The sequence below is a fragment of the Planktomarina temperata RCA23 genome (genome assembly GCF_000738435.1).
Taxonomy (GTDB): domain Bacteria; phylum Pseudomonadota; class Alphaproteobacteria; order Rhodobacterales; family Rhodobacteraceae; genus Planktomarina; species Planktomarina temperata.
On the sequence record NZ_CP003984.1, the window covers coordinates 2,305,497 to 2,323,305 of the forward strand.

Annotated in this window: 15 protein-coding genes; 3 read left to right on the forward strand and 12 right to left on the reverse strand. The window is 56.2% G+C overall.

The window, feature by feature from the left end; all coding sequences use genetic code 11:
- Positions 1-6: 6 nt before the first annotated feature.
- The 5 genes from RCA23_RS16035 to RCA23_RS11010 are packed head-to-tail and all read right to left on the reverse strand — an operon-like array spanning position 7 to position 3,555.
- Positions 7-834 carry an alpha/beta hydrolase gene (locus RCA23_RS16035; protein WP_052377141.1) on the reverse strand — a complete coding sequence of 276 codons (828 nt, stop codon included), beginning with the start codon at positions 832-834 and terminating at the stop codon, positions 7-9.
- Complete coding sequence (nusB, locus tag RCA23_RS10995) at positions 831-1,310, reverse strand: transcription antitermination factor NusB (protein WP_044050360.1); 480 nt, start codon at positions 1,308-1,310, stop codon at positions 831-833. The genes RCA23_RS16035 and nusB overlap by 4 nt, the downstream gene beginning before the upstream one ends.
- Positions 1,307-1,828, reverse strand: coding sequence for a 6,7-dimethyl-8-ribityllumazine synthase (locus RCA23_RS11000; protein ID WP_044050361.1), 522 nt, complete (start codon positions 1,826-1,828; stop codon positions 1,307-1,309). Before RCA23_RS11000 ends, nusB begins: the two co-directional genes overlap by 4 nt.
- The gene (gene ribB, locus RCA23_RS11005; protein ID WP_044050362.1) at positions 1,828-2,964 is read right to left on the reverse strand and encodes a 3,4-dihydroxy-2-butanone-4-phosphate synthase; all 1,137 of its coding nucleotides are present in this window, start codon (positions 2,962-2,964) and stop codon (positions 1,828-1,830) included. Before ribB ends, RCA23_RS11000 begins: the two co-directional genes overlap by 1 nt.
- 3 nt (positions 2,965-2,967) lie before the next feature.
- Positions 2,968-3,555: a riboflavin synthase gene (locus tag RCA23_RS11010; RefSeq protein ID WP_044050363.1), complete on the reverse strand. Its 588-nt coding sequence runs from the start codon at positions 3,553-3,555 to the stop codon at positions 2,968-2,970.
- A gap of 158 nt (positions 3,556-3,713) precedes the next feature.
- Between RCA23_RS11010 and RCA23_RS11015 the strand changes: the two genes are divergently transcribed.
- From RCA23_RS11015 to RCA23_RS11025, 3 genes are all read left to right on the forward strand, one after another.
- Positions 3,714-5,015: a capsule polysaccharide biogenesis protein gene (locus RCA23_RS11015; protein WP_052377142.1), complete on the forward strand. Its 1,302-nt coding sequence runs from the start codon at positions 3,714-3,716 to the stop codon at positions 5,013-5,015.
- A gap of 100 nt (positions 5,016-5,115) precedes the next feature.
- Entirely contained in the window at positions 5,116-6,252 is a 1,137-nt protein-coding gene (locus RCA23_RS11020; RefSeq protein WP_169701397.1) for a polysaccharide biosynthesis/export family protein, read from the forward strand.
- Between the two features lies 1 nt (position 6,253).
- Complete coding sequence (locus RCA23_RS11025; RefSeq protein WP_044050364.1) at positions 6,254-8,266, forward strand: capsule polysaccharide biogenesis protein; 2,013 nt, start codon at positions 6,254-6,256, stop codon at positions 8,264-8,266.
- On the opposite strand, the gene ribD is transcribed toward RCA23_RS11025, so the two are convergent.
- The 7 genes from ribD to RCA23_RS11060 form a co-directional block, all read right to left on the reverse strand.
- On the reverse strand, positions 8,263-9,330 hold the full coding sequence (gene ribD, locus RCA23_RS11030; protein ID WP_044051507.1) for a bifunctional diaminohydroxyphosphoribosylaminopyrimidine deaminase/5-amino-6-(5-phosphoribosylamino)uracil reductase RibD: 1,068 nt from the start codon (positions 9,328-9,330) through the stop codon (positions 8,263-8,265). The genes RCA23_RS11025 and ribD overlap by 4 nt on opposite strands.
- Positions 9,331-9,353: 23 nt before the next feature.
- Positions 9,354-9,821 (reverse strand): transcriptional regulator NrdR, encoded by a 468-nt coding sequence (gene nrdR / locus RCA23_RS11035; protein WP_044050365.1) that lies wholly within the window; start codon positions 9,819-9,821, stop codon positions 9,354-9,356.
- Between the two features lie 197 nt (positions 9,822-10,018).
- Positions 10,019-11,989 (reverse strand): RNA polymerase sigma factor RpoD, encoded by a 1,971-nt coding sequence (gene rpoD, locus RCA23_RS11040; protein ID WP_044050366.1) that lies wholly within the window; start codon positions 11,987-11,989, stop codon positions 10,019-10,021.
- Positions 11,990-12,105: 116 nt separating this feature from the next.
- On the reverse strand, positions 12,106-14,052 hold the full coding sequence (gene dnaG, locus RCA23_RS11045) for a DNA primase (RefSeq protein WP_044050367.1): 1,947 nt from the start codon (positions 14,050-14,052) through the stop codon (positions 12,106-12,108).
- 8 nt (positions 14,053-14,060) lie between these two features.
- Positions 14,061-14,612 carry a sarcosine oxidase subunit gamma gene (locus RCA23_RS11050; RefSeq protein ID WP_044050368.1) on the reverse strand — a complete coding sequence of 184 codons (552 nt, stop codon included), beginning with the start codon at positions 14,610-14,612 and terminating at the stop codon, positions 14,061-14,063.
- Entirely contained in the window at positions 14,605-17,541 is a 2,937-nt protein-coding gene (locus tag RCA23_RS11055) for a sarcosine oxidase subunit alpha family protein (RefSeq protein ID WP_044050369.1), read from the reverse strand. The genes RCA23_RS11050 and RCA23_RS11055 overlap by 8 nt, the downstream gene beginning before the upstream one ends.
- Entirely contained in the window at positions 17,538-17,801 is a 264-nt protein-coding gene (locus RCA23_RS11060; RefSeq protein WP_044050370.1) for a sarcosine oxidase subunit delta, read from the reverse strand. Before RCA23_RS11060 ends, RCA23_RS11055 begins: the two co-directional genes overlap by 4 nt.
- Positions 17,802-17,809 lie beyond the last annotated feature (8 nt).

Below are 17,809 nucleotides of genomic sequence, written 5' to 3' on the forward strand. Positions count from 1 at the left end.
AGACGCTTAGACCTTCACCAAGCCTCGGATCCAATCCCCGATTTGCCCCATAACGGCCTCGGCAGATGTGTCATTGCCGCAGGCTTGTAAAAAGGCATGTGGTTGATCTTTGGCCAATAAATGCGTGATCGGGTGTTGGGTATGTGCAGCCAACCAATCATTGTCATCGGCAATCGGGTCGCATTCAGCTTTCACCAAGAGCAAGGGCGCGCCTGCCTTTGACAAGCGGGCCCGAAATTCCAACATATCTTCACAGCCCAAATGCCCATACATCACCCGGAGCGCGGCATCATTCAGCCCTTCAGAATTCGCGCCAAATGCGTCATGAGATGGGCCTTCAAGCCCGCCAAATGCCCCGTAAAGGCTGACAAGCCCTTGTATTTTGTAACGCGACGCCATTCCGCCTGCGGCCCAAAGCACCATAGCTCCGCCGGCGCTGTCACCGGCCAGCACGATCTGATCACGCCCGGCCGCAAATTTCTCCGCGATTTCAGCTGCTTGATCCGCTTGCGCGGGAAATTTATGCTCAGGGGCCAAATCATATGGGGCCGCGAAGACCCGCCGCCCGGTCAGTTTTGCCATCCATGAACACAGAGTTTGATGCGTCCAAGGGCTGCCAACGATCCAGCCACCCCCATGAAAATAGAGGATATCTGCGCCGTCATGCAGCTCTTGCGGCGTGAAACACAGGCCCGTGCCGCTGGCAAAAGGAACCTCGTCAATGTCGACTGTATCTGCAGAAAAATGCGAAATACTGGCCCGCTCTGCCGCGTAACCCGCGCGCAGCTTGGTCACAGGATCGTTCACCCAATCGAGAGTTGGCATGACGCTCATGCAAAGTCCTCCGGCCGTGCCTCGCGGGCCATATGGTCCAGAACCGCATTCACAAACCCGCGCTCTTTGCCATCGGGGGAAAAGGCCAAGGCCACGTCAACATATTCCACAATCGCCACTTTTGGCGGCGTGTCTCCCTCGACAAACTCCGCCCCCGCCGCGCGGAACAGGGCCCGCAATGTCGGGTCCAGCCGGGCAATGGGCCATTTGGCAACCAAGGCCCGATCCGTCATCTGATCGATCCGAGCTTGATTGTTCACCGCTCCGGCAATCACCTGATTGAAATGGGCAATATCGCCATCTGCGAGCTGCACCCCATCAAGCTCAACACCCATTCGGTGCTCTTCAAACTCTTTTGACACCACATCAATTGGCAATTTCGAAGCTTCCATCTGGAACAAGGCCTGCACCGCATACAGGCGACTGGCCGATTTCATACGGCGCTTTTGATTGCCTGATAAATTAGAACCGCTCATGCTTTTGCCGTCTCCTCAGTGGATAAAAATCCAATTTTTCCTTGGGGCTGCCCCCATTTGCGTGTCAAAGCGATCAAATGCAGGGCCGCGGCGGCGGCTCCGCCGCCTTTGTTTTGGCCGGCGGTCTCAGCGCGCACTTCGGCTTGTTTACGGTTTTCAACCGTCAAAATTCCGTTGCCAATACAGGCGCCCTGCAGGCCCAAAAGCTGCAGCGCGCGGCTGCTGTCGTTGCAAACCGTCTCATAATGGGTTGTTTCACCTCGGATCACGCAGCCCAAGGCGACATAGCCGTCAAACTCTGCCCGCCGATGTGCGATTGCAATGGCGGTGGGCACCTCAAGCGCGCCGGGCACTTCGACCAGCTCCCACTGGCCATCCACAGCTTCAATCTCGGCCTGAGCACCGGCCACCATTTGATCGGCAATATCTTTGTAATATGGTGCCACCACGATGAGCAATTTAACTGGCGCGTCAAACGATGGGCGGTCAAGCGTGTGATGCTGCTCTGCTGCGGCCATTAGTTCGATCCCGAAATTTTTTGTGTGCCAAGAATTTCCAAGCCGTAAGCCTCAAGTCCAACAATCTTGGGCTCCGGTGAGTTGGTCAAAAGTGTGAGCTGCGACAGCCCCAGAGAAGACAGAATTTGCGCCCCTACACCATATTGCCGCAGAGTTTGCGGGCTGCCATCATCTGAAGCGCTAATTTTCATATGCAGATCGCGCAACAATACCAGGACGCCGCGCCCCTCTTCGGCGATGATTTTCATGGATTGCGAAAATTCGAAGGCCCGCCCCTCGGGACCCGTTCCAATCATGTCCAACATCGGATCTAGGGAGTGCATCCGCACCAAAACGGGGGCGTCGCTGCTAATATCCCCTTTAATCAGAGCAATATGCTCTGCCCCTTGGGTTTCATCGTTGAAAATCCGCATCTGCCACTCACCACCGAACTCGGATTGGATAAGCTCCTCGCCTTTCACGCGAACAAGGTTATCATGACGGCGCCGGTAGGAAATTAAATCGGAGATGGTGCCAATTTTAAGACCGTGCAGCTGTGCAAAGCCAATGAGATCGGGCAAACGCGCCATGCTGCCATCTTCGTTCATAATCTCGCAAATCACCCCAGACGGGTTCAATCCAGCCAAACGTGAGATATCAACGGCCGCCTCCGTATGGCCCGCGCGCACCAAGACGCCGCCATCACGGGCACGCAGGGGAAACACATGACCGGGCGTGGCGATATCTGCGGCAGTTTTGCCAGCATCAATCGCAACCGCAACCGTATGGGCGCGGTCATGGGCGGAAATACCAGTGGTCACACCCTCGCGCGCTTCGATTGAAATCGTAAAAGCCGTTTCATGGCGCGAGGAATTATAACTCGACATCAATTGCAGACCCAAAGCATCGGTTCGTTCGCTGGTCATGGCCAAGCAAATCAAACCCCGCCCATAGCGGGCCATGAAGTTGATCGCCTCTGGCGTTGCCATCTGCGCGGGGATGACCAAATCACCTTCGTTCTCACGGTCTTCGTGATCCACCAGAACAAACATCCGCCCGTTGCGCGCATCATCAATAATCTGCTCAATGGGCGAGATCACCTCAGCCAAATCGCGTTCTACGGCGCCCGGTGTTTCGAATGGTAACAGATCACTCATGCCCTAACTCCAATCTTGCAAGCGCGCAACGTAGCGCGCCAAAGTATCAATTTCCAAGTTCACGCGGTCGCCCACTGCCGCAGAACCCCAAGTGGTGACAGCCTTCGTATGTGGAATAAAGTTGATCCCGAAGTCGGTTCCATTCACTTCATTCACAGTCAACGAGGTGCCGTTCAATGCAACTGATCCCTTGGGGGCAATGAATTTCGCCAGCGCCTCTGGCGCGCGCAGGGTCACCCGCGTGCTGTCTCCCTCATCGCGCAGAGCGACAATCTCAGCCACACCATCCACATGACCCGAAACGATATGCCCGCCCAGCTCATCGCCCACTTTCAAGGCCCGCTCCAAGTTGACCGGCCGGCCGGTTTTCCAGTCACCGATAGTGGTTAATCCCGCGCTCTCGGCGGACACATCGACACAGAAGCTGTCAGAGGTTTTTTCCACCACCGTCAGGCACACGCCATCACAGGCAATAGAAGCGCCCATATCCACCGAGGTCACATCATAGCCCGTGGCAATCTCAATCCGCAAATCCCCCCGCTGCGTTACAGATCGGATGGTGCCAATATCAGTAATGATACCCGTAAACATGATGGTCCCCTTTGCGCTGTCCCTACCCTCAGACCCCGCTTGGGGCAAGGGTCACCGTTGGAATTGAAACTGCGACAATTCGCAATTAAGAACAACCCGAAGATATTTTTTCAAAAAAGCCGTCCCATTTCAAACGGCACTTAGCGGGGTATTTCAAAATGGCAGATGGATTCGGGCGCAATTTCCTGCTGTTACAGGGCCCGCATGGTCCATTCTTCCGCCAGTTGGGGCAGCTTTTGGAACAAACAGGCGCTGCCGCTTGGCGGGTCGGTTTCAATGGCGGTGACGCATTTTTTTGGGACAATAAGGCACGTTTCATCGCTCATACCGAAAGCTTAGAGACTTGGCCTGCCGCATTACGCAAGATCATCGCGGAGAAATCCATCACTGACATCGTGTTGTATGGCGACACGCGCCCCGTGCATGCTGAGGCCATAAAGCTGGCCAGGGCCTTGGACTTGCGGGTGCACGTTTTTGAAGAAGGTTACTTGCGCCCCTATTGGGTTAATTATGAGCGCGGCGGCGCAAATGGGAATTCCCGTCTGATGGGGATGACTGTTGCGCAGATGCAAAAGGTTCTGCGCAAAGCCAGAATCGACCTCACCGAAGCTCCGGCCCATTGGGGCGATATCCGGCAACATGCGTTCTACAACTTTGTCTATCATTTGCACATATTGCTAAACAATCGTGCCTATCCCAACTTCAAAAGCCACCGGGCAGATACCGTGGCGCAGGAGTTTCGCACCTATGTGCGCCGGGTGCTCTGCCACCCAATTGAAATCTTAAAGCGCCAGATCACGACACGCCGCATAAAGAACAGTGGTCAAGCCTATCACTTGGTCTTAATGCAGCTGGAGCATGACAGCGCGTTTCTGATGCATTCACCTTTCGCATCGATGCCAGAATTTCTACAATACGTCGTCAAGGCTTTCGCAGCCGGTGCGCCGCGTCATCACCGCTTGGTGTTCAAAGCGCATCCCTTGGAAAGCGGCCGGCGCGCTCTGGCACGCGACATCTCGGCTTTGGCCGCGCGTTATAAAATTGCAGACCGTGTCGATTACGTGCCCGGTGGAAAATTGGCGCAGCTGCTTGATCACGCGCGCAGCGCTGTGACCGTCAATTCCACAGCCGGCCAACAGGCACTTTGGCGGGGTCTGCCACTTAAAGCCTTCGGCAAGGCGGTTTACGACAAGCCGCAATTTGTCTCAGATCTACCGCTGGAAGCGTTTTTTGCAAAACCGCCCTACCCCGACAATGCCTCCTACCTCGACTACCGGCGCTACTTGCTGGAAACCTCCCAGATCCATGGCGGGTTTTATTCCACGCGGGGGCGCCGACAGTTGCTGCGGCAAGTGATCGATATGCTCTTATCAGAACTCGATCCTTTCGACTCCTTCGAATATGGCAATTCCGCATCAGTTTCAGGCAGAACAAATAAGAACAATCGCGAGGTCAATTGACGCAAAATGACCCGGTTGCTAGTTTTTTATTAATTTTAACGATGAGTCTAATTTATAAAAATAATACTGGCCGCGTGAGGCTATAGCAGTGAGAATAATTATGATAAAAATCAATAAGATAATTTTAATTGCCGCCTGTTTTGGGATGATGTCCTCCTGTACCATCCTGCCCCGATCCGGCCCAAATAAATATGAGGTGACAGCAAGCACACGCGGCGAAAACCCCACAGCACACATTGTTCCTGTGACGCCAGAGGTGGTTTATGAAACAAAAGTACCTACATCATCGGGCTTTACCAAAAGCTTTTTGCAAACCAAGCCGCTGAACGCCGAGTTGATCCGCCCAGGTGACACTTTGAACCTCACAGTTTGGGAAAATGTCGAGGATGGTCTTTTGTCCTCGGGTATGGCGAGTGCGGCCACCTTGAGCGAGTTACAAGTGGATGGCAGCGGTCATATTTTTGTGCCCTATGCCGGGCGCATTAAGGTCGCAGGACAAACGCCCGAGGAAATTCGCCACATCGTCACGCAAGCATTGCAAGACCAAACGCCCGATCCACAGGTTGAAGTACGCCGTTCCGCCGGAGCAGGGGCCACCGTATCCATCATTGGGTCCGTCGGCGGACAAGGCATCTATCCAATCCTACATCAAACCCGCACCCTATCGACCATGCTGGCCAGCTCCGGGGGGCTGGATGTCAAACCCGAACTGGTGCGTGTGACGGTCATTCGTGGAAAGCTGCGCAGCGAAGTTTGGCTCGATGACCTTTACGATCGGCCGGAGCTGGATATTGCCCTGCGCGATGGCGACCGGATCCTTATCGAAGCCGATCGACGCAGCTTCGTCATCATGGGTGCCGCCGGGCGGCAATCTCAAGTGGCTTTCGATCAGCGGGAAATTTCAGCGCTTGAGGCGCTGTCACGTGCAGGCGGGCTAAGCGCATATCAGGCCGACCCCAAGGGCGTTTTTGTCTTGCGGAAAGAGGATCAGTCCATCGCCCGCCGCGTGGTTGGTGACGCCGAGATCAAAGGCGAGCAACATCTCATCTATGTGTTGAACTTGACCGAACCAGACGCGCTGTTCCTCGCCCGAGATTTTACAATCCGCGACCAGGACACCGTGTATATCACAGAGGCGCCACTTTCGACGTGGAACAAAACACTCCGCGGTATCATGGGCGGTTTGTCGACAACCACAAGCTTTGCCAATACGATCAGCGACCTCAGAGACCTGTAATTTGGCTCCGCATCGTGATCCGGAGCCAAAGCCTGCCGCGCCGATCGCGCGGCAGGCTTTTTCTTTTGCCTTGGGGGCCTTCACACAAAGGCGGATCAACCGCATTCTCGACCTTGCGGGTCATGCACCACGCTTGGGCTGGCCAGGTCCCTCTGATCAAATTTTAGCCTGGGGCAATGGCGTTTCGGCCAAACGCGGCGCTTGGGTGGCAGCCGTCACGGGCGCACAATTGTTGCACATCGAAGATGCATTTCTCCGCTCAGTGCTGCCGGGCCGCAGCGGGCATGCCCCTTTGGGCTTGCTCATTGATCCGCAAGCATGTCACTTCGATGCCAGCCGCCCCAGCGCTTTGGAAGATCTCCTCAATACCTATTCCCTGGAGTGCCCCGCGCTTCTTGAGCGCAGCGCGGCGGCTATGGCACGGATTGCCAAACATAAGCTCACAAAATACAGCGGTGTGCCACGTGACGCGCTCTGCCCCAAGCCGGGATTTGTCTTGGTGATTGATCAAACACGCGGTGATGCATCGATTGAGAAGGGCGCTGCAAACGCACAAACATTTCAACAGATGTTGGCAGCCGCAAGGGCGGAGCATCCCACCGCCCATATCGTCATTAAAACCCATCCAGAAACGCAGCTTGGATACCGCGCGGGCCATTTCAGCGCGGAGGCTTTGGATGACGACATGGAACTTCTGACCCATGCGATTGCCCCCCAGGATCTCTTTGCCGCAGCCCGGGCCGTCTACACGGTCACCTCACAAATGGGATTTGAAGCCATCTGGGCGGGGCACCGGCCGGTGATCTTCGGACAACCGTTCTACGCTGGATGGGGGCTCACCCAGGATATGCAGCCAATACATCGGCGCGGCCGCTCTCTCACACCCGCGCAACTATTTGCCGGGGCCATGATTCTATACCCGAAGTGGTATGACCCGTGCCGAGATACGCTTTGCAGTTTGGAGCATGTCTTGGATCAACTGGAGGCAGAAACCGGCGCCTGGCGCGACGATCATGCCGGATGGGAAGCGCGGGGTATTAGCCTGTGGAAGCGCCAGCCATTGCAGAAGTTTTTTGGCCGCCATCACCCGCTTCGGTTTCAACCAAAACCCGACTCACATCTCCCCGCTATGGCTTGGGGCGCCAGCCCGCACCAAGATGGGGTTCATCACCTCGAAGATGGGTTTTTGAGATCAAAAGGGATTGGAGCGCAATTGGTGCCCCCGCTCTCCTTGGTGCTGGACCGCGCGGGCATTTACTTTGATCCGAGCCGCCCAAGCGATCTAGAGACAATGATTGCCAACAGCCTGAATCTGTCCGAGCAGGAGCGGCAGCGCGCGGCAGAGCTGCAAAATCGGCTCATCACCGGCAGCATTTCAAAGTATAACCCACGCCCATCAGCGGCCTTGTCATTGCCACCGGGCCGCCGAATATTGGTGCCGGGGCAAGTGGAAGATGACGCCTCAATTCGCCTCGGAACGCGTGATATTTGCACAAATCTGGCTCTGCTGCGCAGCACGCGCGAACAAAATCCTGATGCCATTGTGATCTATAAGCCCCATCCTGATGTCGAGGCGGGTTTGCGGCCCGGCGCGCTGTCAGAGGCGACACATTATTGCGATATTATAGCGGCGGATTGCGACCCGATCTCCTTAATAAATCAGGTGGATGAAGTTTGGACGATGACATCTCTGTTGGGGTTTGAGGCATTGATCCGGGGCAAGGCCATAACCTGCCTAGGTCGGCCCTTTTATTCATGCTGGGGTTTAACCCACGACCGGCGTGAGGTGCCACGACGGCAAGCCCGGCCTGACATTCTTGGCTTAATCCATGCCTGCCTGATTGAATATCCGAGATATTTCGACCCGATGAGCAAATTGCCCTGCCCGCCTGAGGTCGTTATCGAACGGCTGGCGGCGGCGGCAGATCTTCCGCAAGCTTGCTATTTGCGGCCATTGGCCAAAATTCAAGGCGTTTTTGCCAGCCAAGCCCATCTTTGGCGCAACATGCGCTAAGACAGGCGGCGCCAATCTTGACGGATATCTGAGCCAATTTTGCGCGCTGAGATGAGCTCAAAGCGCGGAGCCGTATGCAAATGCGACAGGGCCAGATCGCCCAAACCGGCCAGCCCGTCGGCCCCAAGTGCCAAGCCGGCCGTATAGAGGATCACATCATCGACCAATCCGGCCCGCAGCAATGAGGCAGCCAATTGCCCGCCGCCCTCACACAACACCGATGTCAGCCCCTTTTCTCCCAAGGCCTGCATGAGCACTGACAAATCAAGCTGCCCGTCAGCTGCGAGTGGAACCTGCACGAGCGCGTCGCACTGATTTTGCCAAGCGCCGCGCGCACGGGCCTGAGGCCCATGACACAGCCAGAGCGGCGCAACATCGCGACTGGCCTGCAAAGCTGGCGCATCAAAATCCAAATGACGTGAGGCCACAATACGGACGGGCTGCCGATCGAGGCCCAAACCGCGCAGGGTGAGGCTCGGATTGTCCGCGCGCGCCGTGCCGCCACCGACCAATACCGCGTCATGACAGGCACGCAAACCATGCACATCGCGCCGCGCCTCAGCCCCGGTGATCCACTGGCTTTCGCCGCTGGCCGTGGCAATGCGCCCATCCAAAGATGTGGCCAATTTCAACGTCACCCGCGGTCGCCCATTCTGCAACCGGCTAAAAAATCCGCGATGCGCCAGCAAAGCCTCTTGCGCTTGGCAGCCAGCGCTGACCTCAATTCCCGCCGCTTGGAGCTTAGCAATTCCCTTGCCGCTGACCCGGGGATCTGGGTCCGAAATCGCCACGACGCAGCGCGCAATCCCTGCAGCAATCAAGGCCTCAGCACAGGGCGGCGTGGCGCCATGATGGGCACAGGGCTCTAGGGTGACAAAGACGGTGGCCCGCTTCGACAAGGCACCGGCCTGTGCCAAAGCCATGGTTTCTGCATGAGGTCTGCCGCCTGGCTGGGTCCAGCCGCGACCGACAATGCGCGCGCCTTGGACAATGACGCATCCCACTGCCGGATTGGGCCAAACACACCCTTGACCGCGCTGGCCCAAACTCAGGGCCAACGCCATAAAGCGCGCGTCGCGTGCGGCACTCACTCCTCAGGCGGCAGGTTTGGCCGCAGCTCGGAGACGAATTTGTCAAAATCATCTGCAGCTTGGAAATTCTTATAGACGCTGGCAAAGCGCACAAAGGCGACCGTATCAATCCGCGCCAAAGATTCCATGACAATCTCACCGATGGATGTGGACGGGATATCTGTATCCCCCATGCTTTCCAGCCGGCGCACGATGCCAGAGATCATTTGATCCATCCGCTCGGGCTCAACCGGGCGTTTTTGCAGCGCAATACGAATGGAGCGCTCAAGCTTGATCCGGTCAAAATCTTCTCTGCGACCATTTGATTTGATGACCACCAAATCACGCAATTGCACGCGCTCATAGGTGGTAAACCGCCCGCCGCAGGCCGGGCAAAACCGACGCCGCCGAATGGCGACATGATCCTCGGCTGGGCGCGAGTCTTTTACCTGAGTGTCAACATTTCCACAAAACGGGCAACGCATGTGCCATCCCCTCTTAGTTTTCCGGTAGCGCCGAGCGCTTAAACTTCCACAATCCTTATAACATTTCACCACGGTTTGGGTAGAGGAGATTTTAGCCCACTGCATTTTGGGGTGGCTGCCCCATATTACCACCGCCAGAATGAAAAAGGCCCCGCAGAGCGAGGCCTTTTTCGTAGCGTTTTAAATATTGACCCGACCTATTGATCGAGAAAGCTCCGCAATTTACGACTGCGGCTTGGGTGTTTGAGCTTGCGCAGGGCTTTGGCTTCAATCTGGCGAATACGTTCGCGGGTCACGCTGAATTGTTGTCCCACTTCTTCCAAAGTGTGATCTGTATTCATCCCGATGCCAAAGCGCATCCGCAGCACCCGCTCTTCGCGTGGCGTCAAGCTGGCCAAGACCCGAGTTGTGGTTTCCTTCAAGTTTTCTTGAATCGCGCTGTCGAGTGGCAAAACAGCGTTTTTATCCTCAATAAAATCACCCAGCTGCGAATCTTCCTCATCGCCAATTGGCGTCTCCAAGGAAATTGGCTCTTTGGCAATTTTCATGACCTTGCGCACTTTTTCCAAAGGCATTTGCAGCTTGGCTGCCAATTCCTCTGGCGTGGGTTCACGGCCAATTTCATGCAGCATTTGGCGCCCGGTACGCACCAGCTTGTTGATCGTTTCGATCATATGCACAGGAATACGGATGGTGCGCGCCTGGTCTGCAATAGAGCGGGTGATCGCTTGGCGGATCCACCATGTGGCGTAGGTGGAGAACTTATAGCCGCGGCGATATTCAAACTTATCGACCGCTTTCATGAGGCCAATATTGCCCTCTTGGATCAAATCCAAAAACTGCAGCCCGCGATTTGTGTATTTTTTGGCAATGGAAATCACCAAACGCAGATTGGCCTCAACCATTTCTTTCTTGGCCTGACGGGCCTCTTTCTCACCTTTTTGCACCTGTTGCACAATGCGGCGGAATTCGGAGATATCGAGCCCAACATATTGGCCAACCTGCGCCATCTCTGCGCGGAGCTCTTCAACTTTGTCGACACTACGCTCCATGAACATGGTCCAGCCCCGGCCCGTTTTCTCGCCCATATCGGTCAACCAGTTGGGATCCAGCTCGCGACCACGATAGGCATCGATGAACTCACGGCGGTTGATCCGCGCTTGGTCTGCGAGTTTCACCATGGAGCTGTCAATCGACATCACCCGGCGATTAATGCCGTAGAGCTGGTCAATCAGCGCCTCAATCCGGTTGTTGTGCAGGTGCAATTCATTCACCAGCTCAACAATTTCAGAGCGGAGCTTTTGATATTTGGCCTCGGCCCCATCGGAGAAACTCTCATCCTCGTTCAAAGTGGCCGAGATACGCACATCCTGCATCTCGGATAGAAGGATGTAATCAGAGGCAATCAGGTCCAGCGTCTCCAACACTTTAGGCTTTAGAGCCGCTTCCATAGCGGCCAGCGACAGATTGGCCCCTTCGTCATCGTCGTCATCATCGGCAATGATGGGGTTGCCATCCGCATCCAGCTCAGGGCCGGTGCTGGCTGAGCTTTCCGTGTCCACTGGCGCCGCTACAACAGGGGTCTCTTCCTCTTCACCCATGTGGTGACCAAAGGTGGTTTCCAGATCAATCACATCGCGCAGCAAAATATCTTCACTCAGCAATTCGTCGCGCCAGATGGTGATCGCTTGAAATGTCAACGGGCTCTCGCAGAGCCCTAAAATCATTGTATTGCGGCCCGCTTCAATCCGCTTGGCAATGGCAATCTCGCCCTCGCGGCTCAAGAGCTCCACCGAGCCCATTTCACGCAGATACATACGCACCGGATCATCCGTCCGGTCTAGTTTTTCGTTATTGGCCCCAGCTAGCGCCACATCGCGGTTTTGATTGGAAGCCACCAAATCGGTGGGACCTTTGTCTTCATCTTCCTCAGATTCATGCTCTTCGGTCACCTGAATGCCCATTTCGGAGAGCATCGACATGACATCTTCGATTTGATCTGACGACACCTGATCGGGCGGCAAAACTGTGTTTAGTTGATCATAAGTGATATAGCCCCGTTCTCGCGCATCACCGATCATCTTTTTGACAGCCGTTTGGCTCATATCGATCATCGGTTCTTTGGCGTCGGCATCTTGCTTGCGGTCGTCGTTATCCTTGGCGGCCATGCGCTGTGGCTCCTTGTCCTTGGGACTCTCACTAAACGTAAAAACGAATCAGTTTTGAAACTGATTCGCTTCGCTATTTAGCCTGATTCGCCCCCCAGTTCCCACCCCCACCGAGCTTAAGGTCGGTTCGGTTTCGAATAATTAATCTGCTGCAGCAGATCATCCAATGTATTTTGTTCCTCTAACTTTACTTTCAGACCATTTTTGGCGGTCTTATATTCTGTGTTATCTTCCTGCGCGCCCTGGGTTGTCGCTTGCAAATGTTTGGCCGACTCACTGATCCGCCAGGTCAGCCCCTCATCATCAACATCGGAGACATCCAAAACGGCCTCCGCCACCTCGCGCCCATGCGCATCTAAAGCAAAAATCTGAGCAAATTCTTGCCGCAGACATGTTATCACAAAAGATACATCGGCGCTGTTGCGCACTGAGGGCGCAATGCGGACATGGGGAAGCTGCATCAAACTTTCAAGTTGCGGCGGTCCAAAAAATTGCTCCGCCTCCGACCAGAGCAGCTCTGGCGCTCCGGAAAATTGCAGCAAAAATTGCTGGAGGTCGCGGTGCAGTGGCTTTTCAAACTGCAAATCCTCCAACGCCCCCTCGACCGCAGGCAGAGCTTGCGGGCAGTTGAGCAAACTGGCCAAAATGACCGAATGACGCAATAGATGACTGGGTTCAGAGCCATTGGCCAAGGCCGAGCTGCGCGTGCTCGCCTGCGGTGTGATCGGCCTATAGCCGGTCTGGGCATTGAAGCTGCGCGCCGATTTCGCCACAGCCTTTGGACGGAACAACTGCCAGCGCTTGTCCTTGATCGCCTGGCCATAATGACCGCGAATAGAGGGATCTTTGATCAGCTTGAGCTGCTCGCGGAGGGTTTTGTCTAATGCCGCCTTGCGTTCCGGACTGTCGAAATTCTTGCCATAGGTTGCACGCTCCCACAACAGATCCACCATCGGGCGCGCCGCATCCAAAAGCGCCTGCATGGCGCCCGGCCCGCCGGCACGCAGCAAATCATCCGGGTCCTGACCATCAGGCATCACCACAAAGCGCAAAGACTTCCCAGCCTCTAACAGCGGCAGCGCCAAGTCCATGACGCGCTGTGCGGCGCGAATGCCGGCCGTATCGCCATCAAGAGCGATGATCGGCTCATCAGAGATACGCCACATCAGCTGCAGCTGCGTCTGCGTTATCGCTGTGCCCAATGGCGCAACGGAGGCGCCAAATCCTGCCTCTGCCAGGGCGATAACATCCATATAACCCTCAGCGACAATCAAGCTTTGCCCCTTGCCGGAAGCCTCCCGCGCCGGGCCATGATTGTAGAGCGATCGGCCCTTGTCAAAAAGCTCGGTCTCCGGTGAATTGAGATATTTGGCCTGATCGTTGGGATCCATTGCCCGGCCCCCAAAGCCAATGCAGCGCTTTTGCGGATCACGAATTGGAAAAATAATGCGATTGCGAAATGTGTCATAGGGGCGTTTGCCCTTATTGGAGGGTTTGGCCAGCCCTGCCGCTAGGATGAGCTCTTCACTGACAGTCTTCGCCGTGAGATGATCCCAAAGCCCCTGCCAGGCGTCGGGCGCATAGCCGATCTCAAACCGATCCAATGCCTGTTGTGACAAGGCGCGACCGCTCAAATAGGCCCGCGCATCTGCCCCGGCGGAGGTGTTGAGCTGCAATCGAAAAAATTGCAGCGCCTGTTCCATGACCTCGGCCAATTGCGTTCTGCGGTCTGCTTTTTGCTGGGCCTGCGGGTCGCGCTCGGGCATGGGCATACCAACCTCACCGGCCAAAATCTCCACGGCCTCCATAAAAGAGACATTCTCAGTCTCTTTTATAAAGCCCAAAGCATCCCCCTTGGCGTGACAGCCAAAGCAATAATAATATCCTTTTTGATCATCCACATGAAAGCTTGCGGTTTTCTCGTGATGAAACGGGCAAGGTGCCCACATATCGCCCTTGCCTTGATTGGATTTGCGACTGTCCCACATGACCTTGCGCCCAACGACCTGAGAGATCGAAGCCCGGCTGCGCAATTCGTCCAAAAATCCCGGTGGTAATGACATGAGGTGTTCTAAACCAAATGCGCGCGCGCGGCCACTGATTCCATTGCGGTGGTCAAATCATGCAGCAGGGTTTGTGTCATGGAGCGAAACACCATCACCCGAAACCGCGACTTGCCATGGCAAGAGATCACCGCCTGCATATGCATCAGCGAGCTGCGCTGGCTCATGCCGGTTTTAAACTGTTTCACCCGCAGATCCAAAGGTGTGAGGCGGGCCAAAACATCGCGCACTTCCGCACCATTTAGCTCCAAAACCGTCCAACCATCCCCAACATCGGTCACCGCCGCATGACGGGCCAAGCGGGTTGAGGGCGTGGTTCCCATCACTGCAATATGCGCGTGATCAAACCAAAGCGCATAGACCCCGCCTTTGCGCTTCAGCTCATTGGGACCGGGCCATTCCAATCCCATTTGCGTGTTGAAAGCCGCGGCCGCCTGAACAGCCTGCCCCCTGTAGGGCGCCAGCAGATGCAGCGGTGTTTGCACTTCCCGGACCGAAACCGTGCCGATCTCTAAAGGCAGCCCCGCGCCCGCGGGCGATGTTTCATAAAGCTCAACCACGAAGCCGCCCCCCCTCAGGATCAAAAAATACGGGCGCGCAGACCTCACAGAGCGTTGTAACACCACTCAAATGCTCCACCATCTTGATCTGCTGGCCATGGCGATTGCGCCCATCGCGCAGAAACGCCTGTGCAATGACCGACCCTAACGTCGGAGAATAGCACATGGAGGTCACATAGCCCTCGTCATTCTCGGAAACGGCCTCCGCCTCAGGCGCAAAAAGATGCGCGCCAGGGATAATCTGCTTCACCTCACCTATGGGCCGTAAGCCCACGAGCTGATCGCGCTCGGGTCCCACAAGCCCGGGCCGGGCCGCCATAGTTTTGCCGATACAATCCTTTGCCTCCGACACCATCCGCGCGAGGCCAATGTCAAACGCAGTGGTGCGCCCATGAATTTCCGCATGGGTGATAAAGCCCTTTTCAATCCGCAAGACATTGAGCGCTTCGAGACCATAGGCCCCGCCGCCCAGCGCCTCAGCCCGCGCAAGCAAAAGCTGAAAGAGGCTTTCACCATAGCGCGCAGGCACCGCCAATTCATAGGCATGTTCGCCAGAAAAAGAGATCCGAAACAACCGCGCGGCAATCCCGCCCAATTGCACAGCTTTATACCCCATATACGGCAGGGTTTTATTGCTGATCTTGCGATCCAATATGCCGTTGAGCAAGGCGCGCGCCTCTGGACCTGCCACAGCAAATTGCGCCCAATGCTCTGTGACAGATGTGAAACTCACGTCCAAATCCGGCCGCAGCCCTTGATGGACGAAATCCATATGCCGCATCACCTGTCCAGCCGCGGCGGTGGTCGTGGTCATGAGGTAGTGATCTGCGCCAAGTCTGGCGCAAGTGCCATCATCCATCACGTGACCATCTTCGCGCAACATCACCCCATAGCGTACCCGGCCCTGTTTGAGGCTGGCAAAAGAGTTGGTGTACAGAATATCCAAGAAAGCCGCGGCATCCGGGCCTTGGATATCGATTTTGCCCAGCGTTGAGACATCGCAAATTCCCACTGTATTGCGAACCATCTGCACCTCGCGGTCACAGGCTTGCCGCCAATGAGTCTCACCTTCGAGCGGGAAATAGCTGGGCCGATCCCACAGGCCCGCCTCCACCATCGGCGCGCCACGTTCTCGGCTGATCCGGTCAGAGGTCAACAGCCGTTCTGGCGCAAAGCCTTTTCCATGGCCACCCGCCCCGAGCGCTGCCAGGGCGACAGGGACATAGGGCGGGCGGAAGGTGGTTGTGCCGGTTTCAGGAATACCTCGGCCGGTGGCATCAGCCAAAACCGCCAGCGCCGCGACATTGGAATTTTTGCCCTGATCTGTGGCCATGCCTTGCGTGGTATAGCGTTTCATATGTTCGACCGAGCGGAAGTTCTCCTGCACAGCCTGTTTGATATCTTTCACCGTCACATCATTTTGAAAATCAAGCCACGCGCGCCCGGTTCCGCCCACATCCCAAAACGGCGTGATCTCATAGGGGGTGGCATCGGCAACAGGCAAGGTGCTCGGCTTGACCCTTTTGCCCAGCGCCTTGGCCAAAGTGAGCGCCTCCGCCTGCCCCTGCGCCAATGCGCCTTGCGTGCTCATCTCACCGGCAGCAGCGCCCGCCGCCACCAGCCCGGGAACAGCGCCCGGCTGCGGTGTAAAACTTGCCAAAGCCCGATCCCAAACCGGCCGACCGTTCATGTGACACGTTAAATGGACCGACGGATTCCAGCCGCCCGAAACGCCCAGCGCATCGCAGTCAATCCTTTTGACAGATCCATCGCTTTGCCGAATATCAATGCTTTTCAAACCCAACCGCCCCCGGCTGCCGGTCACCACTGCGCCAGTATAAAGAGGGTAATCGCCCAAGGATTGCGCCTCGGCGCGGCTGTCAATCATGGCCACAACCTCAACACCCGCCTGAGCAAAATCTCGCGCCGTGCGATGCGCATCGGCGTTATTGCCAAAGATCGCCACCCTTTGGCCGGGGCTTACCCCAAAGCGGTTGAGGTAGCTGCGCATGGCGCCTGCTGCCATGATGCCGGGGCGATCATTATTTGCAAAGGCGATTTGCCGCTCCAAAGCGCCCGCGCATAGGATCGCTCCCTTTGTGTAAATGCGCCAAAAGGTTTCGCGCGGCAATCCCTCCGGCAGCGCCTCCACCCCCAGCCCAACACGCTCCAAAGCACCAAAGACCCCTTGGTCATAGGCGCCGGTCACTGTGGTATTCGCCATGATCCGCACATTCGCAAAACCAGCCAATTCCGCCACTGCCGCCTGCACCCAAGCCGCAGCCGGCATCCCGTCAATATGCTCCATTTCCGACAAGAGCCGGCCGCCCAACTGGTCATGTTCATCGGCCAGAATGACATCCAAACCCGCCCGTCCGGCCGTCAAAGCCGCCATAAGCCCAGCGGGTCCGGCGCCGATGATCAAAACATCGCAATGCGCATAGGCTTTTTCATAAAGCTCATGATCGTAACGCTTCGACAAAGCCCCGAGCCCCGCGGCCTGCCGGATGGCGGGCTCATAGACCCATTCCCAAAATTTACGCGGCCACATGAAGGTTTTGTAATAAAATCCCGCCGACAAAAAGGGTGCCAAAATGTCATTCACCGCTAAAGCATCAAATTTCAAGGACGGCCAAGCATTTTGCGGCTTGGCCACAAGCCCGTCATAGAGCGGCTGCATTGTGGCGCGGCTGTTCGGCTCGCGGGCGAAACCGCGCTCCAATGTCACCAGAGCATTCGGCTCCTCCGACCCGGCCGTCACAATCCCTCTTGGGCGGTGATACTTGAAAGATCGGCCAATAAGCCTTTGGTCATTGGCCAAAAGGGCGCTGGCCAAACTGTCGCCCGCAAAGCCCTCAAAGCTCTGACCGCCAAAAGTAAACCTCAGCACGCGATTTCGGTCAATCAATCCTTTACCGGCCACTCTCACAGCTGATCTCCTTTGACCAAACGCGCCGACAAAACCGCATGTGACACCGTATCTCGGCGCACCGCAAGCCAAGCACCGCAGCCAAATTCATGATGCCAAAGGTCCTCGGTTGCCCCCGCGGGATTTTCGCGATTGTGCAGATAGTCATCCCAGACCTCCGACCCCGCATCGGGCGCGGGCCGCGCAAGTGCGGTGGCATGGCCGGAATAATAAAACTCACGCCGATCTCGCATGCCGCAAAGAGGACAGTCTATGCGCATAAGCGGCC

Bases quoted from the DNA above. Each gene is read 5' to 3' on its own strand.
- dnaG (WP_044050367.1), bottom strand. From the start codon at position 14,052: ATGTCATTACCACCGGGATTTTTGGACGAATTGCGCAGCCGGGCTTCG.
- RCA23_RS11020 (WP_169701397.1), top strand. From the start codon at position 5,116: ATGATAAAAATCAATAAGATAATTTTAATTGCCGCCTGTTTTGGGATG.
- nusB (WP_044050360.1), bottom strand. From the start codon at position 1,310: ATGAGCGGTTCTAATTTATCAGGCAATCAAAAGCGCCGTATGAAATCG.
- nrdR (WP_044050365.1), bottom strand. From the start codon at position 9,821: ATGCGTTGCCCGTTTTGTGGAAATGTTGACACTCAGGTAAAAGACTCG.
- ribD (WP_044051507.1), bottom strand. From the start codon at position 9,330: ATGGCGTTGGCCCTGAGTTTGGGCCAGCGCGGTCAAGGGTGTGTTTGG.
- RCA23_RS11010 (WP_044050363.1), bottom strand. From the start codon at position 3,555: ATGTTTACGGGTATCATTACTGATATTGGCACCATCCGATCTGTAACG.
- RCA23_RS16035 (WP_052377141.1), bottom strand. From the start codon at position 834: ATGAGCGTCATGCCAACTCTCGATTGGGTGAACGATCCTGTGACCAAG.
- RCA23_RS11000 (WP_044050361.1), bottom strand. From the start codon at position 1,828: ATGGCCGCAGCAGAGCAGCATCACACGCTTGACCGCCCATCGTTTGAC.
- RCA23_RS11015 (WP_052377142.1), top strand. From the start codon at position 3,714: ATGGCAGATGGATTCGGGCGCAATTTCCTGCTGTTACAGGGCCCGCAT.
- ribB (WP_044050362.1), bottom strand. From the start codon at position 2,964: ATGAGTGATCTGTTACCATTCGAAACACCGGGCGCCGTAGAACGCGAT.
- RCA23_RS11060 (WP_044050370.1), bottom strand. From the start codon at position 17,801: ATGCGCATAGACTGTCCTCTTTGCGGCATGCGAGATCGGCGTGAGTTT.
- rpoD (WP_044050366.1), bottom strand. From the start codon at position 11,989: ATGGCCGCCAAGGATAACGACGACCGCAAGCAAGATGCCGACGCCAAA.